The organism is Ruegeria sp. AP7 (assembly GCF_056539905.1).
The window spans coordinates 1-17,002 of record NZ_JBQFVT010000017.1; the positions used below are offsets into that span (position 1 = coordinate 1).

Sequence of the window (17,002 nt, forward strand, 5' to 3'; positions counted from 1 at the left end):
TATCAGGGCCTTCCCATTCCAGCTCCAAAACCTGACCGCCACCCCATTCATAGTATAGCAGCTCGATCTCATGAGCTCCGGCGCCTAACTCAAGTGTTACGGATTGCTCTACCGCTGCATGCAAACCATCGTTATCAATGACAGGTTTGCCGTCGATATAGAGTGCGGAGCCATCGTCAGAAGTTAGATAGAACGTATAAGTACCGGCCTTCTGGATGTTGACATACCCGTTATAACGAGCTGCAAACATATCCTGAGGCCCGCCCTCCCAGAAGGCTTCTCTCCCCCGTGAGTAAATCTGATCAACCGTCCCTGTTGCTGTGGGTGCTGCATCAAAATCGATCTCCGAAAGACCGTCTACCCAGTTTGTCAAGGTAAAATAGGAAGCAAGAAGACCCATGAAGACTAGTCCCGTGTAATTAGTGGTTTTGACGTTTATTGTTTCCAATTGGTGCCGAGCCAATGGCGAAAAGGTGTCAAAAACGTGTTTGAGCGGACACATGCCTAGCAGCGTTTGGGGCGGGTCTAGGAGTCTTCAGAAGGTTGTGTCTTAGAAGAAAAACTAACTTCTTGAGGGTTTTGTAGTGTTTTGCCTGCATTCTATTGGCTCCGGAAGAATTTTTGGTGAGTGGCCCTTTTTCTCTTAAGGTTGATGTCCCAATTTTCACCTTTCCGCAATTTAAAGTGCCGTATTTCACTAAAGACCGGCGGATTTAAGCGACTTAGAAGGTGCAAAGGCATAACATCGCCGATTTGTGGGGCAATGGCGCTTAGCCTCTCGCGATACGTTTCTCAAGGATTCGACTAATAGAAGTGGGAGCCAAAGGTGTTTCAGAATAATAATGATACATCTCAAAAAAGCCTTTTAAAGTCTTCGATTTTAAGTATTACATCCCCATATCCGCTCTCTTACTGTTGTTATGTTTGATGTTTGGTGCTTTTCATCCGCAACATCTTCGATTGGCCTGAGGCGTATACGAAGATTGTGGAGGAAAGTCTTAAAACTTTTGTTATGAATACTTGTGGACGCATGAGCTTTAAGGAAGAAGTCACCGCCCAATACATTCTGCCGTAGATATCCTGATGGTGAATGTGACGCTGGGATTATGTTGTTGTTGGTGACTGGAATGGTTTGGTTCTTATGACACCCGTATTTATCGCTGGTTGCGGCTTCGTTGCAGATCTCTATATGAAGTCGTTTGCCGTATTTCCTGATGTAACTATTGCTCTTGCGTATGACAGAAACAGGGCACGTGCAGTTGCGTTTTCAGAGCACTGGAATGTACCAATTGCTGACTCTATGGATGAGTTTTTGGGTGCGATACCATCAGGCAGTCTTGTTCTAAATCTGACGAATCCTGACGCACATTTTGATGTCAGTAAACGTGCACTCGAAGCTGGTTGCCATGTCTATTCGGAAAAACCGTTGGCAATGCAGATGGCTCATGCGCGTGTGCTTAACGATATAGCGATGGAGCATAATTTGCTTCTGGCAGCAGCTCCTTCCACCATTCTAGCGAAAGCGGGCCAAACTCTATTGCAAGCAGTGCGTCAAGATGTTGTGGGACAGGTGCGGCTCGCATATGCAGAGCTTGATGATGGGTTTATTGCACAAGCACCATATCAGAGCTGGGTAAGTGAATCTGGAGCACCTTGGCCCGCTGATGACGAGTTTCGCGTTGGGTGTACTATTGAACATGCGGGTTATTATCTGAGTTGGTTGATTGCTTGTTTTGGGTCTGTCAGGACTGTGATGGCGGCATGCGCAAATACTATGAGAGATGTTTTGCCCCAGGGTAGCGCTCCAGATTTCTCTGTGGCTGTTCTTTTCTTTGAATCTGGTGAGGTGGTGCGGCTGACATGCTCTATTGTTGCCCCACATAATCACACGCTCCAGATCATCGGAGACAAGGGCGTTTTGAGAGTTAAGAATGCTTGGGATACTGAAGCATCGGTTAAATTTCACAAACGATTAAGTATCCGTCGAAAACTTTTTGAGCATCCTCTTGGGAAACGAGTGCGCCCGGAGCTTTCCACTGCTCCTAAAGTTGCACGAACTGGGGCTGCTACAATTAACTTTGCCTTAGGACCTGTAGAGATGCTCTCTGCTCTAAGAGAAAATCGCCCCTGCCGTATATCGGCAGATTTCACTCTGCATGTGAACGAGGTAACTTTAGCTATTCAAAATGCGAATGCCATAAATGGCATTCAAGTTATGGAAACAAGTTGTGCGCCGATGGAGTTGTTACCATGGCCGGAATGAGGGTGCTTGTAACTGGTGCGAGTGGTTTCATAGGTCAACATATCATAGCGGACCTACGGTCACACGAACTTTTGGTCGTTGCGCTTGTACGTAAAAAAGACTCTATTCCAAAGTATTGGTGGGATGATCCTAAAATCGAGATAGTGATAGCGGATTTAGCCCGTGATTCCTCTCAGCTAATGACGATATGTAGCGGATGTGATGCTGTGCTTCATGCAGCGGCTTCCATGTCGGGGGATGACGAAGATCATGCGCGCGATACAATTTTGGGGACGTCAGAACTCGTCGAAGTCATTGCGCCCAAATGTCATCTGATATTGCTGAGTTCCTTATCAGTCTATGGGCTCTGCGGATTGGGAACCTTTGGTTGCCTTGATGAAACAACAGAATTAGAAACCAAGCCGAATTTGCGTGATGCATACTGTCGTGCGAAGTTACAACAGGAGCGTATTGCTCAAGCCGCCGCCACTCGGCGTGGATTCATTCTCTCTATATTGCGGCCAGGTGCGGTTTTTGGTCCAGGGCATCTATGGAACGGGCATCTCGGGGTCGGGGTTGGTTCGACATTGTTGCGCATCGGATCAAAAGGTGAAATCCCATTATGTTATGTAGAACACCTTGCTCAGATTATTACTAAAATCACCCTTCAAAAAACAGCAGTGGGCCCTTTGAATGTTATCGAAGACAATTTACCATCGCGTCGTGAGTTTTCCCGATGGTTGCAGACTATAGGTTGGCCAAAATTTATTTTTTCTACTCCCTATTCAGCCATATTCAGTATTGCCTCTATATTGGCTTGTTGGATTCCGGTCCGTCGTTTGCCCGGCTTGCTGAGGAAGCCAGTACTGGAAGCCCGTTTTAAGCCAGTAAAATACTCAAATGGAGTGCTGCGTCAAAAAATCAACTGGCGCCCACGTATCACCGTTCACGAGGCTTTAGAGCGCTCTGCAAGGGGAGCAGTATCATGACCTTTTTAGGGCCTATTGCCTATCTGACCGGAGAATATCCCCGGGCGACCGATACATTCATACAGCGTGAAGTTGCTGCTTTGCGCCGATTGGGTGTGATCGTCAAAACATGCTCCATACGAAAAACTAGTCCGGAACATCTTGTTGGGCAGGAACAAAAAACAGGAGCACATGAGACATTCTATGTGCTTCCGGTTGCAAAAAAACCTTACCATCTTGTTTGTAGTCATCTGCACTTTTTAAGCAGTGGCCCCCGCAGGTACTTTTCTGCTCTTAAATTGGCCTTCAAAGCGCGGCCGCCAGGAACAAAAGCACTTTTTTACCAACTCATATATTTTGCGGAAGCGGGTGTCCTGGCCCATCATATGCAAAAACAGGGTATTCGTCATTTACACAATCATATCGCTATGGCTAGTGCTACTGTCGCAATGCTCGCTAGCCGTCTATCAGGCATCCCTTTCAGTTTTACACTTCATGGCCCTGATATTTTCTTTGTGCCGCACTATTGGCGTTTGGATTTGAAAATCTCCGAGGCCGCCTTTGTCTTGTGCATCAGCAATTTCTGCCGGTCGCAGGCCATGGCGTTCTCTTCAATCGGGCACTGGAATAAGCTGTATATTGTCCATTGCGGGGTTGATCCTAGTCGATATCAAGGCGCACCTTCTGTACGTTTCGGAAACAAGCTGCTTTTCGTTGGGCGGCTTGCTGCAGTTAAGGGTGTTCCAATTCTTATCGAGGCCCTCGCTCAGCTTGTCACGCAGTTTCCAACACTTCATCTGACCCTGATTGGCGATGGTCCTGAGCGTCAAGCATTGGAAGATCTAGCTGAAAAGCGAGGTCTGACACCAAACGTCACTTTTGTTGGATATAAGTCTCAGGATGAAGTTGCACAGGAGTTGATGCGAAGTGATCTGTTGGTGTTGCCAAGCTTTGCCGAAGGTATTCCTGTTGTGTTGATGGAGGCGATGGCATCGGGGTTGCCTGTCGTCACGACACGTATTGCTGGTGTGCCTGAACTTGTTGAAGACCAAAAAAATGGCTACCTTGTTGCTCCAGGTAATGTCGACGAGCTTCTAGAAGCGTTGCACTTGGTGCTTTCGGACCCCCAAAAAAGCGAGAGTATGGGGCTGGTTGGGAAGAAAAAAATACGGCAGGATTTCGATGCTGCAAAAGAGGCAAAAAAACTCCAGAACATTTTGTCGGATTTCCATAATACAGCCGGATGTTAGTCATTGTCAGTGAGTTCGCCATAAATAATTTAATTGGAGGTTTTGAGGGTGGCTTCGTCTAGTGACGTCATCATAAGAATGGCAGTATTGCATTGGAATAAATATATGTTCGCTGTCAGGTAGACTACTCAACACATGACTCATTTCTTGAATCTTGCCACTATCATTATTGGTCGAAATGAAGGGGAGCGGCTGGTATGCTGCTTGGAGGCGCTTTCCACTCAGAGATCGCCAATAATTTATGTAGATTCCGGTTCCACGGATGGGAGCGTTTATAGAGCGCAAACATATGGTGCGATTGTGCATGAGTTGGATATGTCACGCCCATTTACCGCAGCACGTGCGCGTAATGCCGGCGTGCAATTGCTAGATGAAATGAATTGGGGTGGTGGCTTTATACAGTTTGTTGACGGAGACTGTATGGTTCAACCTGGCTGGCTTTGTGCAGGATTGGAGTTTCTGGAAACCCATCCTATGGTAGCCATTGTAACCGGGCATATTAAAGAGCGAAACCCCCACGTGAGTGTCTACAATCGCTTGTGCGACTGGGAATGGAAAACTCCTATTGGTGAAGTATATTCATGCGGTGGCAATATGATGATCCGTGCCGCAGCGTTCCATTCTGTTAGTGGTTTCAATCCAGATCTGGTTGCCGGAGAAGAGCCGGATTTATGTGCCAGATTGCGCCGAAATGGCTTGTCTATCTGGAAGTTGGACCAAGACATGGTCCTGCATGATGCCGCTATGATACGGTTTTCCCAGTGGTGGAAGCGCAGAAGACGTAATGGGTATTTTATCTCTGAAGCTATCGGATTGCGCGGTGCAGAAGATGGATATGATATGCACAAATCCCTCTTCCGCATTCTCTTGTGGGGAATGGGCGTTCCGATTATCACCCTAATGGGTTCTTACTTTTATAGTTCTTGGTTTATTGTTTTAATGTTGAGTTACCCTTTGCAAATTGTGAGATTTTTTCGCCGATGTTCAGGGCGGCGCAAGAATAGGCTGGAAATTTCGTTTTTTTCCCTATTGGGAAAATTCCCTGAAATGCTAGGAGTGATTGAGTACTATTTGCGCGCACTAGTGCATAAACCGGCTAGGTTATTTGAGTATAAATGATGCGATCCCAAAAAAGTCTTTCTGCCCGCTGCGCTGTAGTTGTTATCGGGCGCAACGAAGGACAGAGGCTAATCCGGTGTTTGAAGTCGCTTTCGATGCAGGACCTCTCAATAGTGTACGTAGATTCTGGCTCTACAGATGACAGTGTTAGCCAAGCTCGAAACCATGGGGTCATGGTTGCAGAATTAGACTTATCGTGCCCGTTTACGGCAGCGCGTGCGCGAAACACCGGTGTAGAAGCATTATTGGCGGCTGGACTTGCACCGGGTTATCTTCAGTTTATTGATGGCGATTGCATATTGGAAGCAGGCTGGCTTTCCCGTGCACTTGAAGCTTTTGATCAAGATCCGGAACTTGGGGTCGTTACGGGTTGGAGATCTGAAATATACCCGAACAAGAGCGTCTACAATGCGCTTTGCGATTTTGAATGGCGACGCCCCGCGGGTGAAATTGAGGCCTGTGGCGGTGACATGATGGTGCGTACTAGTACTTTTCGGGGCATCGGTGGCTTTAACTCAAGTGTCATCGCCGCAGAAGATGATGAGTTTTGCTTGCGTGTTCGCAAAGCGGGTTGGCGTATTTATAGATTGCCGCTGCCTATGACTAAGCATGACGCTTCTATGACGAGCTTTGGAGAATGGTGGCGGCGGGCCGTTCGAAGCGGCCATGGTTTTGCGCAGGTTGGCCAGTTGCACCCGGAATATTTTCGTCGAGAGCGTCTACGGGTCATTGTATTTGGCGCTCTTCTTCCTTTGTTCTCGTTAATCGCCTTAGTTGTTCATCCGGCGGCCATCTTTCTATTTTTGAGCCTCTACCTACTTTCCTACGGGCGCACAGTCTTAGGTTTAAAGCAAAGCGCTCTGGATACAAAAACAGCTCTTCATCATGGTGTTTTTTTGATGTTGTCAAAGTTTCCGAACACAATCGGCATGAGCACTTACTTCTGGCGGAGATCATGGGGCCGCAAAATAACACTGATAGAATACAAATAACTTCTATGGATACGGCATATGCAAAGTGATCCCATCCGAACAGCTCTACTTGGGGCTGGTAATATTGCCCCCCGGCACATTAGAGCAATTCAAGAGACAAAAGGGGTGTCCCTAACGGCTGTCTGTGATGTTTCTGAAGCCGCTGCCAACGCCTTAGCACAGCCTATTGGTGCGCAGGTTTTTACGGATTTTTCGAACCTCATTGCGTCCAAAACATGTGATGCGGTTCACATTCTTGCTCCTCCGCCACTTCACAGTACGCTTGCTATACAGGCCTTTGAGGGAGGTTTGCACTGTTATGTGGAAAAGCCTGTCGCCTTATCGGTAGATGAAACCAAAAAGATGGTGTTGTCCGCACAGGCGCACAATAGAGTTTTTGCGGCTGGCCATAATTTTATGGGAAGCGACAAATACCGGAAATTGCATTCCTTGTGTCGGTCAGGGGCTTTGGGACGAGTATCCAGTGCAGATATACATTGGCATCTGCCGTTGGCTCCATTACGATCTGGCCCCTTCGGATCTTGGTTAATGCAAAAACGGGAAAACCTGCTCTTTGAGTTTGGTCCACACCTCTTTGGTTTTGCAAATGATCTTTTTGTAGCACCGCTGAGTATTGAGCATGTCAGCATTGGAAAGTTGATTGAAATACCAGGCTGTGGCCACACATGCCCTCAAAGTTGGCGTATTACAGCGTGCGCCGGCGATGTTGATGTCAATATTAGCTTGTCTCTTGCGGAAACAGTCGAAGATCGTTCTGTTTCTGTACAAGGCTCTAGCGGGTTAGCGCATTTTGACTTCGCTGCAGACCGACTGATTGTCCACCATGAAAATAGCTCTGATATAATCCTCAATGCCTTGCGCACGCAGAGCACTTTAGCTTGGCAACATATTCGCGAAGGTTTAGAGAATGCCGCTACTCAGGTGCTATCGCTTAACCGAAAATCTCCTTACGACCTGAGTTTTCAGGGTGCAATAGGCAGCTTCTATGAAGCTATCCGAAATTGTACTGATATTGATGTGCGCTTTTCTGGCGAGGCTGCAACATCGGTTATGCAAGCTATCGATGATACAGTTACTCTTTTACCGCCTGAGGAAGCAGCTAGTTTACCGCCACAAATCCGCGCACCAAAACCTAACATTCTGGTAATTGGGGGCACAGGGTTTATCGGGCGTATTCTAACACGAAAGTTAGTGGCACGCGGCCACGACGTCCGTGTCCTTAGCCGCGGACGCTCTGGGCCATTTGACGATCTAGCAGATCAAGTTGAATTGATGGCAGCTTCATTAAAAAACAGAGAGGAACTTGACCGCGCTATGAAAGGCATAGATGCGGTTTTCCATTTAGGCAAAGCACTGGAAGACACGTGGGAAGGCTGCCTTGAAAATGATGTAGAGGTGACCGTGTCGATTGCGGAAGCCGCCCTACGCGCTAGAGTTAGAAATTTTGTCTATACAGGTACGATTGCGTCCTACGACATGTCGAAATCGGATTTGATCATCAGCGAAGACACTCCGTTTGCGGAAGATTTGAGTGACCGCAATTTATACGCACGCTCGAAGGCGGAATGTGAGCGTAGATTGTTAATCATGCAAAAAGAGAAAAAGCTTCCATTGACTATAGCTCGGCCTGGAATCGTAGTTGGTAAAACTGGACCGCTACAGCATTGGGGAATTGGCCGCTGGCATGGATCGGGTGCTGTTCGTATTTGGGGTCGTGGACGCAACATTCTGCCGTTTGTCTTGGTTGAGGATGTTGCCGACGGTCTCGTTCAGATAATTGAAACTGATACTGCCATTGGTCAGTCGTTTAACTTGGTTGGCGAGCCCATGTTGTCAGGTCGCGACTACTTTCATGCCATCCATGAGAGACTTGGCGTGCAAATACAGGTTAAGAGTAGCAACCTTTACATGCTGCATTGCGCTGCCACCATTAAGCATTTTCTCAAGCGATATTTTTTACGCAGGTCCCATTCGCCACTAACATCTTATAACGATTGGAAATCGCGGGCACATTTATCGAGTTTTGATAATAGTTATGCAAAACGTGTATTGAATTGGCAGCCAGAAGTGTCACGTGAGGATTTCTTAAAGCAAGCCATTGATGAAGCTTTTCTTTTCGGATTTTGAGGGGTAGGTTAGTTATGCGCTTGAATGCGTCTATATTCTCTGCAGATCGCTAATGGTGCCTCCGTTACTGAACAAAATAAAGCCAAACTGGTCTCAGTGTTCCATTTGTTCCATAATGTCGTGGGATATTTTTTGATGAGCAACATACCTTATTGAAGTGACGCACAAATGCACACCGATTATCTCAGAACGTGAGAGTGGATAGTTGCAGTAGACACTTACAAGATGTATTTACAACAGGCTGTATTTCCTCGTACCAACCTTCATTAAGCGTTGAATTAAACTCAACCTACCGCAGAAATAGCAGTTGTATGACCGTCCGTTGAACCGGGTCTAACGCGTACCGTTTGCGTTAGCTAAGTGTCCACCATCGATAGTGGGTTAAATGCTTGCCTGAAAAGTCCTCGCTTTGAGGTTGGCCTGTTCTCCAACGAAGGAGACAGACTGACCTGCCCCTTTTTTCAGGGCCACTCGTAAATCGAGTTTGCTATACATTTGTTTGTCATCATTCGGCGGCGTGAGCAATGGGCACGAGGATCGCGGACACCCATGCCAGAGACTCTGCAGCTTGGTAAAAGTTGGTTTCGAATCTTCTTTTCCGACACGTTCGGCGCGTCCCGACCTTGCCACATCTCGGTGGTGAATGAGGATTGCTGCCGAGGGAATCTATGCCTGATTGCAGATACATCCATCAGTGGCGCGGGCGTCGCCCGCGAGTTGGATGCGTTAGTTTGGTTCGATGGAAAGCCGTTCAGTATTGTCAGCAACAACGGGGTTCAATTCATGAGCCCGACGATCCTCAAAATAGGTCAACGAAAACAATGCTGATTGGTGCTACATCGATCTTGGTAAGCCGCAGTAGAACGTCTGTATCGAGTCATTCAATGGAAGCCCGTGGAATGCATGCTTGAACAAGGAGGCGTTCTGACGCACCGCGAAAACTGGCGCTCTGGCAATATAGCTATAACAACATCAGGCTACACTAATCTTTAGGAATCTAAACACCCACACGAGCACCTGACGCTTGGGCAACTTGAGGCTCCGCCCCGGGTGCGCTTGCCCAACCCAAAACCGAAGAATACGAAATCCAGACCCGCAGACTCTCGTTATGGATGAGGTGGCCGCGGGGAGGCAGGTCACGCCTTATCAATACACTAATCCGAAAAGTACTAAGCCTACTAATCCTCTGATGCTTCGCAATCGAATTAGGGCCTCGAAATACTTTGGCATTTTAGAAGGGATGCTTTATCGAGGTGATCGAAAGGGTTTCTTCGAATGTTTTTCACATGATATTAAACTACGATAAGAAATTTGCATATGTGCATATACCCAAGTGCGCTGGTTCGATGGTCAAAGACCAGCTGGCCCCAATTGATCAAACCGAAGGTCGGTTTCAGCGGATAATAACAAACGCCGACTTTGGGAATTTGCATACAGCTCATTTGCCGCTTTGGTTGCTTAAGGAGCTTTACCCCGAGGATTTTTGCTCTTTGAAAGATAGTGAAGCATTTACGTTGGTGCGAAATCCTTGGGATAGGTTCCCTTCCGCGGTTAGCCAAAGATTGAAACAATTCCGCGGGACCGATCCTTTCAGTTTGTCTACGAATGAAATCCAGCGCGAAGTTGCGACCATAATCGATTTTTTGACCAATAACCCATCCAACCCAACATTGGAATTCAGTCACTTCTTGCGGCAAAGAGATTTTGTCTATTTTGAAGAAGAAAAAATCGTAAAAAATGTCTTCCGTATTGAGAATGTGAAGGGCATGTTTGAAACTATAGCCCCAATCACTGGCCAGCTCTATGATCACAAGTATAGGGCAAACCAAAAGATAAACTTTAGGTACAAATTCGCTAAGGAACCCGTTTTGTCTATCAACGATTGGCTTCGCACGCGAGTTCCATTCACGTTTTACCGTCCGCTCAAAGATGTGGCTAAACGTATGTTCGCAAGGTCTTCTGATGATTTCGCAAATGCTGTCATTAATTCATTCGATTGCGTGGAGTTCGTTAATGATTTTTATAAAGCTGATTTCGAGCTATATGAATCGGGATAAATTTGATTAAAATAAGTCCGGTGCATATTTCATGATCCCCATGCGCAAGAAAATAACCTCACCCTTCACTGGTTAAGTAGTCTGGGATATGATGATCAGTCCGGCAACGATTAAGCCAACTCCGATGAAACGCCCAATGGTCACCGGTTCGCCAAGAAATATCACCCCGGACAACAAAACCATTACAAAACTCATTGCAACAAACGGGTAAACAAGAGACAAATCCAGTTGCCGCAACGCAAAAAGCCACAGAACTGTGCCTATGCCATAGAGCGCCAAGCCACCAACAACATAGGGTGAGATAAGCATTGTAATTGCTTTGCTGAAAACTGTTTCCTCAGCTTGGAATTGAATACGCCCGACACCGATTTTGAAAGCTGTCTGCGCCAACGCTGAAAGGGTCACGCTAGCGAAAACAATCAAAAAACTCATTATGCTCATTAAAACATCCAGTCCGTGTTTACTAGGCGCGCTGACAAAACAATCGCGAAGGCAAGCAAGACCGTGAATTGGCTCGAGCGGTCGCGTAATGCAAAAACGACAGGGTCATCTTCGATATGTCCGCGGCTGGCCCACATCCAAGCACGATAGACCCACAGCATCATCAATGGAATAATGAGCCAGAGTATCTCTGGCGTCTGGTAACGCTCCACGACTACTGGGCTATTAAAGTATTCCGCAAGTGTCAGCAGCGACACGGCACCATTGGCTATCCCGAATATTTGCACCATGACCAAATCAGATGTGCTGTAGTTTCGCTGAGCAAGGGGCCGTGCGTTTTCCGCCCTGCTTAGCTCGATGAAACGTTTCATGTAAGCTAAGCTCAGAAAGAAAAACAGCGAAAAGGTCAGAAGCCAGGGACTTACAGGAACAAGGATTGCCGCAGCCCCTGCAAGAATTCTGACCGTGTAAAGCATCGCCAGGGCCACAACATCGATCGTCGAATATTTTTTGAGCCAAATTGAGTAGCATTTTGTCATGAAGATGTAGGCGAGCAAGACGAGACCAAACAACGGACCAACTGCAAAAAAACCGACGGTTATTGACAGTAAGAACAAAACACAGCCGGCCATAACACCGGTAGCTGGTGTTAGATCGCCGTTGGCGAAAGGCCGATAACGCTTGGTGGGGTGAATACGATCCGCCTCAACGTCCAACAGATCATTGAATAAGTATACGGCAGAGGCACAGGCGGAGAAAGATAGAAACGCCAGTATTGTCAGCAGTATATTTGAGAATTCGGTGTAAGTATGCGAAAAAACTATCGGCAAAAACAAAAGGACATTCTTGCTCCACTGATGTGGGCGCATAGCGCGCATCAGTGGGTTAAACATAGGCCCTTTGTCATCAATCAGTATTGAGACAGACGGCCGATTCCCATCAATTAGAGTCTTGGCTTGTTGAGGAGGGTTTACATACCCTCTCAGAGTGGCGGCTTGCCAAATGGGCAGGTCGGCCTTTGAATCACCTAGATATTCAAAATCTCGACCAGCAGCATATTCTTGGATGGCCGATAACTTAATATTCCCTTTCATGTTATGGCCGGGCTCAGACGCGATGACGTCATCAAACAGCCCTAGATGATCTGCAACCTGGCGCGCCGTCACAGAATCTGCAGCAGTCGCCAAAACTACGCTGCGACCTGCTGCTCGTGCCAATTTCAGATATTCGACAACGGTCTGGTTGTACGGCAGCAGCGCTGCTTGCATATCGACAGTTTCTGCGAGCCTGCGTTTAAGTAACGCCCGATCTCCCCCCAGAAGGGGGGCGATCAAAGTCTCCCAGCAACTGGCTTTACGAAACCCGCGTATCAGAAGTTCCTGTGCGATGTCGGTACGAACCAATGTTTCGTCCAGATCGACGAACATAGGTGTAGTGCGGTGTTTCTCGTGAAATTCTAGGCCAGGTGTCAAGTTTCCATTCCATGTGCTACTTCATTGCTTTGTTTCATATTGTTGGCGGCAGAGAAGGTCGACAAACGCCAAACTTTGGTACAAACCAAATTCATTGTAGCTGTTCAAAAAACTTGGGTACGATTGGTGACATGTTTAAAAAAAAAATCGATGAAAAGTCTGTTCTTATTGTGGTCAGTATATGTCTTTATCTGATAGCGCTGGCTTTGAGGGTAAGCGGGTCGGACTACGGGTACCTTCACGGTGACGAACGAATAAACTTTGCAGCCAAAGTCCTAACCGGGCAATTGGTCCCTGACCAGCATTTTTATCCACCACTCATTAACTACGTCAATGCAGTGGCTTTGATTGGGCTGTTTGGGTTTGGCTTGTTGGCTGATTTGTGGAGCAGCCCTGGCGAATTTCGAGCGGCGTATTTTGATGACCCCACTCTGTTTTACGTGACGGCCCGATACGTGACTGCAGCAATTAGCGCGCTAATGGCGCCATTATTTTTCGCTTTCGCACGCCAAGCAAAATTAGAGCCGAGGGTGGCATTTTGGGTCGGCTTAATGGGAGCCCTGTTCCCTCTTGGGGTGTTCATGGCACACATCGCAAAGGGTGACAGCGCTCTTGCGGTAACTGTTGTCGCCGTTTTCTACTGCCTGTGGAGGCGTGTCGAAGCGCAACAACCGGGACGCTGGGATTTGTTGGCGGGGACAAGCGTGACCCTAGCGGTCAGCTTCAAGCAATCCGCTGTTTTCATATTGGGGCCGCTGGCCGTAGGCTGGGTTATTGTCTTGCTATTGCGCGAGGGCTCGCGGCAATGTCTGGCGTCAGCCTGGCGGGTAGGGCTTGTCGTTCTGATCCTGTGGCCCATCTTGAATGTTGGCATTTTATTGGATCTAAATAACTTCCTCGACTACCAGAAAATCCAATCCGTAATGTCAATTCAAGAGACTGAAAGTGTTCTTGTCGGATTATCTACGTTGGTAGTGCGGTCGGTCGATCTCTATTGGGGCTTAAACCCCGTTATGGCTGTGCTCGTCTTTCTGACACCGCTTGCATTGTTGGCCAGAAAAACGATCCCCATTCCTAACCGCGACGTGCTTTGGGCAATTTGGGGGGCACTGATAGTTAGCAGCGTTGTAACTGCTTACCTTGTGGGCTCCCGGCAGCCAGAACACCTATGGATCGCTAATTTTGCTGGTTTTTTGCTGCTCGGATGTCTCATCCTTGGTGCGGCCGCCAAAACCAACCGGAGCTTACGCCTCGCAGCGCTGGGTGTGGGGGGGCTTTCGACTCTGCTGTCTGTGCTCGGGGCTGGTGTCGTCGTAAATCAAGCTTTGACAACCCCACTTACCAAGGATCTGGAAACATACCTTAATGACAACTTTAAGGAGGAACGGATACTAACCTCCCAGCCATTGAAACTACAGCAACACACTCAAGCTAAAGCGATGGAAATTCAGCGCCTGAAACGACTTGCGGCAAAGTACAACGTCGAATTGCCAGCAATGGCCGATGAACGCGAAACCGAGAACTTGGATTCGCAAGCTGTGTTTTTTGTCAACGCACCGACCGTCATGTTTGGGCTTGAGAACGTTGATGAGGATGGTATCACATATGAAGTCAAAGCTCACAGCTGGCCACTTCAAAAGGACGAGTGGAGACTTGAACACTGGCAAAACAAGGGCTTCACAATTTTTGTTGTCCGGGATCTGGATAATATTTTGACGGAAGTTTCTCCGGCGTTATTGCGGGAGTATTATCGGACAGTTGTTGAACAATGCCATATTCTGCAAACCTTCGAAGCCAAAAAGACATTATATCTTGAACGGTCAGTTACGATTTTTCAATGTTAGGTTTAGCCTTGAACATCAGGTTCCGACCTTCCTGAATTGCGGTGCCCCCAAATATTCAAGATTTCTGATCATCCGGATGTCAACTAATGCGTACGATCTAGTGTAAGCATGTATGCGCTTACTAAATTGAGTGGTTGGGTAATTCAGATGGGGAGACTTGTATTCGCAATGCTCTTGAGCTGTGTGTCTGAGACTTACATCGCTGCCCCTATTGCTATCTTCAATTTTGGAGAGATATTGTGCGTGTTGCATACCTAACAAATCACTATCCGAAAGTTAGCCATACTTTTATTTTGCGTGAAATCCATGAGATGGAGCGCCAAGGTTTCGAGGTTGAGCGCTTTTCGATACGTGGTTGGGACGACGATGCGGTAGATAGTGCGAGTCAACTGGAACAGACGAAAACTCGCTATACGCTGCGTCGGGGTATATCTTTCATAGGTATTGCTATTCTCAAGGTGGCTATAAAAAGACCTAAGGCTTTCTGGAAAGCCTTGAGGATGACGTTTCTACTCGCGCAAAATGCAACCCGATCTTGGATATATCAGTTTGCTTATTTAGGGCATGCATGCCAACTCAAGCTATGGCTAGATAAAAACCCTGTTTCACATTTACATGCCCATTTTGGGACAAACCCAGCAGCGATCGCTCTATTGCTTCGAACTTTGGGAGGTCCAACTTACAGCTTTACCGCTCATGGAATGGACGAAACCGAAAACGCTGACAAGTTAGGATTTCAACACAAAATTTTTGACGCTAGTGCCGTTGTCACTGTCAGCGCGTATACCCGCAGTCAGATAATGCGCTACATTGACCCGGATTTGTGGCCCAAAATCAAAATTATTCATTGTGGGCTTGAAGCTCGGTCTTTCGAGGGCGAGAAAGCTTTGGCCGCTGTAACCTCTCCGATTTTTTTATGTATTGCTCGACTTAGTCCTGAAAAGGGGCATTTGGTACTGTTGCCGGCTTTTCGCGCAGTTCTTGAAAAGCACCCTGAGGCCAAACTAATCCTAGTTGGCGACGGTGAAATGCGTAGCGACATTGAAAAATGTATTCACCGCCTCGGTATAAGTCATGCCGTACGGATCAGTGGGTGGATTACACCTGAACAGGTTGTGGTAGAAATTCGTAATAGTTACACTCTAGTACAACCCAGCTTTATCGAGGGTATGCCGGTTGTCGTGATGGAAGCTATGGCGCAGGCTCGACCGGTGATCTCTACCTATGTAGCTGGTATCCCTGAATTGATTAAGGATGGGCTGAGCGGCTACTTAGTACCCGCAGGCGATCACGAGGCGCTCGCGATCGCCATGCAGAACATACTGGAGGCACCACCGGAAGCTCTTGCCAAAATGGGAGCACTGGGACGCAGACACGTGCGCGAACACCACAGTATTGAAACTGAAGTAGCAAAGTTGCAGGAATTGTTTTTAGAGGCCGCAAAATGAAAAAGTTGTTCCGGACCGCTGCTTTCTCTGTGCTTAGTTCAACACCGGTTCACTATGTCTTGCGGCGTCAAGTAATGCGCAGCAGTCCAATTACTATCTTGTGTTATCATACCCTTGGAGCAGATCATGAAGCTTTTGATGCTTGGACAGTATTACGCGTTGGAGATTTTAAACAACACATTCAGCTTCTACGGCGCTGTTACGACATTGTTAGCTTGGATCAGGCTTTGGCAGGACCGAGAGTGTCTGCTCGTCCGCAGGCCGTCTTGACTTTTGACGATGGCGATATTGGTCTGCATACACATTTGCTTCCAATCCTTCGCCGCGAAGAATTACCTGTGACGCTCTACATCGCTACTGCCCAAATCAAATCTGGCAAACCTTATTGGTTTGACCGGTTAATTAACGCACTGCAAAACTCTTCTGGATTCGAAATAGACATGCGACAAGAGGGTTTGAGAAAGTATTCTGCACCTAAAAAAACTGGGGCGCGAAGCAACCCCGTGCGCTGGCAAGCTATCTCTGAAATTCTAGAAGATCTTAAGGCAATATCTCCTGCTAGGCGCGAAGAACTGTGTGTGAACATTCTTCACCAAGCTGGGTCACCTAACTCTGAGGTGACCTTGCTGCAGCCACTAAACAGAATCCAGTTAAAGGAGCTTGCCGCTAACCCTAATGTCACTATCGGTGCACATAGCGATTGCCATAATCTTTTAGACCAAATTCAGATTGAAGAAGCCGAGACCAGCATAACTCAATCCCGCCGATTGCTACGGGAATGGACCGGGCAGGAAATCAAACACTTCGCTTATCCCAATGGTAACCATAACACCGCGGTGCGATCAATTGTTGCCAAGGCTGGTTTTGCGTCTGCTACTGTTCTGGACAACTGCTTATCCGCTAGAAATGCCGAGCCTTACAGTTTATCGCGCTTGGCAATCGGTAGATATGATCACTCGGACAGACTAAAATTGCGCCTAATAGGATGGTGACTGGATGACTGATGATAGTCAAATAGGAGAAAAATCCTGTACATCTAAAT

The 17,002-nt window shown here is 47.4% G+C and carries 13 protein-coding genes and 1 pseudogene; 11 read left to right on the forward strand and 3 right to left on the reverse strand.

Translation table 11 applies throughout. The features are described from left to right. A partial coding sequence (locus ACR0KN_RS20410) for a PA14 domain-containing protein (protein ID WP_480656118.1) occupies positions 1-373 on the reverse strand: 373 nt, incomplete at its 3' end. A 768-nt stretch (positions 374-1,141) separates the two neighbouring features. Between ACR0KN_RS20410 and ACR0KN_RS20415 the strand changes: the two genes are divergently transcribed. From ACR0KN_RS20415 to ACR0KN_RS20450, 8 genes and pseudogenes are all read left to right on the forward strand, one after another. Beyond that, a complete protein-coding gene (locus ACR0KN_RS20415; protein WP_480656119.1) occupies positions 1,142-2,263 on the forward strand; it encodes a Gfo/Idh/MocA family protein in 1,122 nt (373 codons plus the stop codon). Then, on the forward strand, positions 2,251-3,231 hold the full coding sequence (locus ACR0KN_RS20420) for an NAD-dependent epimerase/dehydratase family protein (RefSeq protein WP_480656120.1): 981 nt from the start codon (positions 2,251-2,253) through the stop codon (positions 3,229-3,231). The genes ACR0KN_RS20415 and ACR0KN_RS20420 overlap by 13 nt, the downstream gene beginning before the upstream one ends. Then, entirely contained in the window at positions 3,228-4,460 is a 1,233-nt protein-coding gene (locus ACR0KN_RS20425) for a glycosyltransferase (RefSeq protein WP_480656122.1), read from the forward strand. Before ACR0KN_RS20420 ends, ACR0KN_RS20425 begins: the two co-directional genes overlap by 4 nt. A gap of 135 nt (positions 4,461-4,595) precedes the next feature. Next, positions 4,596-5,579 (forward strand): glycosyltransferase family 2 protein, encoded by a 984-nt coding sequence (locus ACR0KN_RS20430; protein WP_480656124.1) that lies wholly within the window; start codon positions 4,596-4,598, stop codon positions 5,577-5,579. Continuing rightward, entirely contained in the window at positions 5,579-6,571 is a 993-nt protein-coding gene (locus ACR0KN_RS20435; RefSeq protein WP_480656226.1) for a glycosyltransferase family 2 protein, read from the forward strand. Before ACR0KN_RS20430 ends, ACR0KN_RS20435 begins: the two co-directional genes overlap by 1 nt. An 18-nt stretch (positions 6,572-6,589) precedes the next feature. After that, the gene (locus ACR0KN_RS20440) at positions 6,590-8,698 is read left to right on the forward strand and encodes an NAD-dependent epimerase/dehydratase family protein (protein ID WP_480656126.1); all 2,109 of its coding nucleotides are present in this window, start codon (positions 6,590-6,592) and stop codon (positions 8,696-8,698) included. Between the two features lie 510 nt (positions 8,699-9,208). Further along, positions 9,209-9,807, forward strand: a pseudogene (locus tag ACR0KN_RS20445) (integrase core domain-containing protein); the annotation flags it as partial. A gap of 177 nt (positions 9,808-9,984) precedes the next feature. Further along, on the forward strand, positions 9,985-10,755 hold the full coding sequence (locus tag ACR0KN_RS20450; RefSeq protein ID WP_480656228.1) for a sulfotransferase family 2 domain-containing protein: 771 nt from the start codon (positions 9,985-9,987) through the stop codon (positions 10,753-10,755). 72 nt (positions 10,756-10,827) lie between these two features. On the opposite strand, the gene ACR0KN_RS20455 is transcribed toward ACR0KN_RS20450, so the two are convergent. Together ACR0KN_RS20455 and ACR0KN_RS20460 are read right to left on the reverse strand one after the other, a co-directional pair. Then, entirely contained in the window at positions 10,828-11,196 is a 369-nt protein-coding gene (locus ACR0KN_RS20455) for an EamA family transporter (protein WP_480656128.1), read from the reverse strand. Further along, complete coding sequence (locus tag ACR0KN_RS20460; RefSeq protein ID WP_480656130.1) at positions 11,196-12,668, reverse strand: UbiA family prenyltransferase; 1,473 nt, start codon at positions 12,666-12,668, stop codon at positions 11,196-11,198. Before ACR0KN_RS20460 ends, ACR0KN_RS20455 begins: the two co-directional genes overlap by 1 nt. An 11-nt stretch (positions 12,669-12,679) precedes the next feature. Here ACR0KN_RS20460 and ACR0KN_RS20465 point away from each other — a divergent pair, with 11 nt between their 5' ends. The 3 genes from ACR0KN_RS20465 (at position 12,680) to ACR0KN_RS20475 (ending at position 16,952) form a co-directional block, all read left to right on the forward strand. Next, positions 12,680-14,512 (forward strand): ArnT family glycosyltransferase, encoded by a 1,833-nt coding sequence (locus ACR0KN_RS20465; protein ID WP_480656132.1) that lies wholly within the window; start codon positions 12,680-12,682, stop codon positions 14,510-14,512. A 239-nt stretch (positions 14,513-14,751) separates the two neighbouring features. Then, positions 14,752-15,960 carry a glycosyltransferase family 4 protein gene (locus ACR0KN_RS20470; RefSeq protein WP_480656134.1) on the forward strand — a complete coding sequence of 403 codons (1,209 nt, stop codon included), beginning with the start codon at positions 14,752-14,754 and terminating at the stop codon, positions 15,958-15,960. After that, on the forward strand, positions 15,957-16,952 hold the full coding sequence (locus tag ACR0KN_RS20475) for a polysaccharide deacetylase family protein (RefSeq protein WP_480656136.1): 996 nt from the start codon (positions 15,957-15,959) through the stop codon (positions 16,950-16,952). The genes ACR0KN_RS20470 and ACR0KN_RS20475 overlap by 4 nt, the downstream gene beginning before the upstream one ends. Positions 16,953-17,002 lie beyond the last annotated feature (50 nt).

Coding starts and splice junctions, on each gene's coding strand:
- ACR0KN_RS20415 (WP_480656119.1), top strand. CDS start 1,142: ATGACACCCGTATTTATCGCTGGTTGCGGCTTCGTTGCAGATCTCTAT.
- ACR0KN_RS20420 (WP_480656120.1), top strand. CDS start 2,251: ATGGCCGGAATGAGGGTGCTTGTAACTGGTGCGAGTGGTTTCATAGGT.
- ACR0KN_RS20425 (WP_480656122.1), top strand. CDS start 3,228: ATGACCTTTTTAGGGCCTATTGCCTATCTGACCGGAGAATATCCCCGG.
- ACR0KN_RS20430 (WP_480656124.1), top strand. CDS start 4,596: ATGACTCATTTCTTGAATCTTGCCACTATCATTATTGGTCGAAATGAA.
- ACR0KN_RS20435 (WP_480656226.1), top strand. CDS start 5,579: ATGCGATCCCAAAAAAGTCTTTCTGCCCGCTGCGCTGTAGTTGTTATC.
- ACR0KN_RS20440 (WP_480656126.1), top strand. CDS start 6,590: ATGCAAAGTGATCCCATCCGAACAGCTCTACTTGGGGCTGGTAATATT.
- ACR0KN_RS20450 (WP_480656228.1), top strand. CDS start 9,985: ATGATATTAAACTACGATAAGAAATTTGCATATGTGCATATACCCAAG.
- ACR0KN_RS20455 (WP_480656128.1), bottom strand. CDS start 11,196: ATGAGCATAATGAGTTTTTTGATTGTTTTCGCTAGCGTGACCCTTTCA.
- ACR0KN_RS20465 (WP_480656132.1), top strand. CDS start 12,680: ATGTGCTACTTCATTGCTTTGTTTCATATTGTTGGCGGCAGAGAAGGT.
- ACR0KN_RS20475 (WP_480656136.1), top strand. CDS start 15,957: ATGAAAAAGTTGTTCCGGACCGCTGCTTTCTCTGTGCTTAGTTCAACA.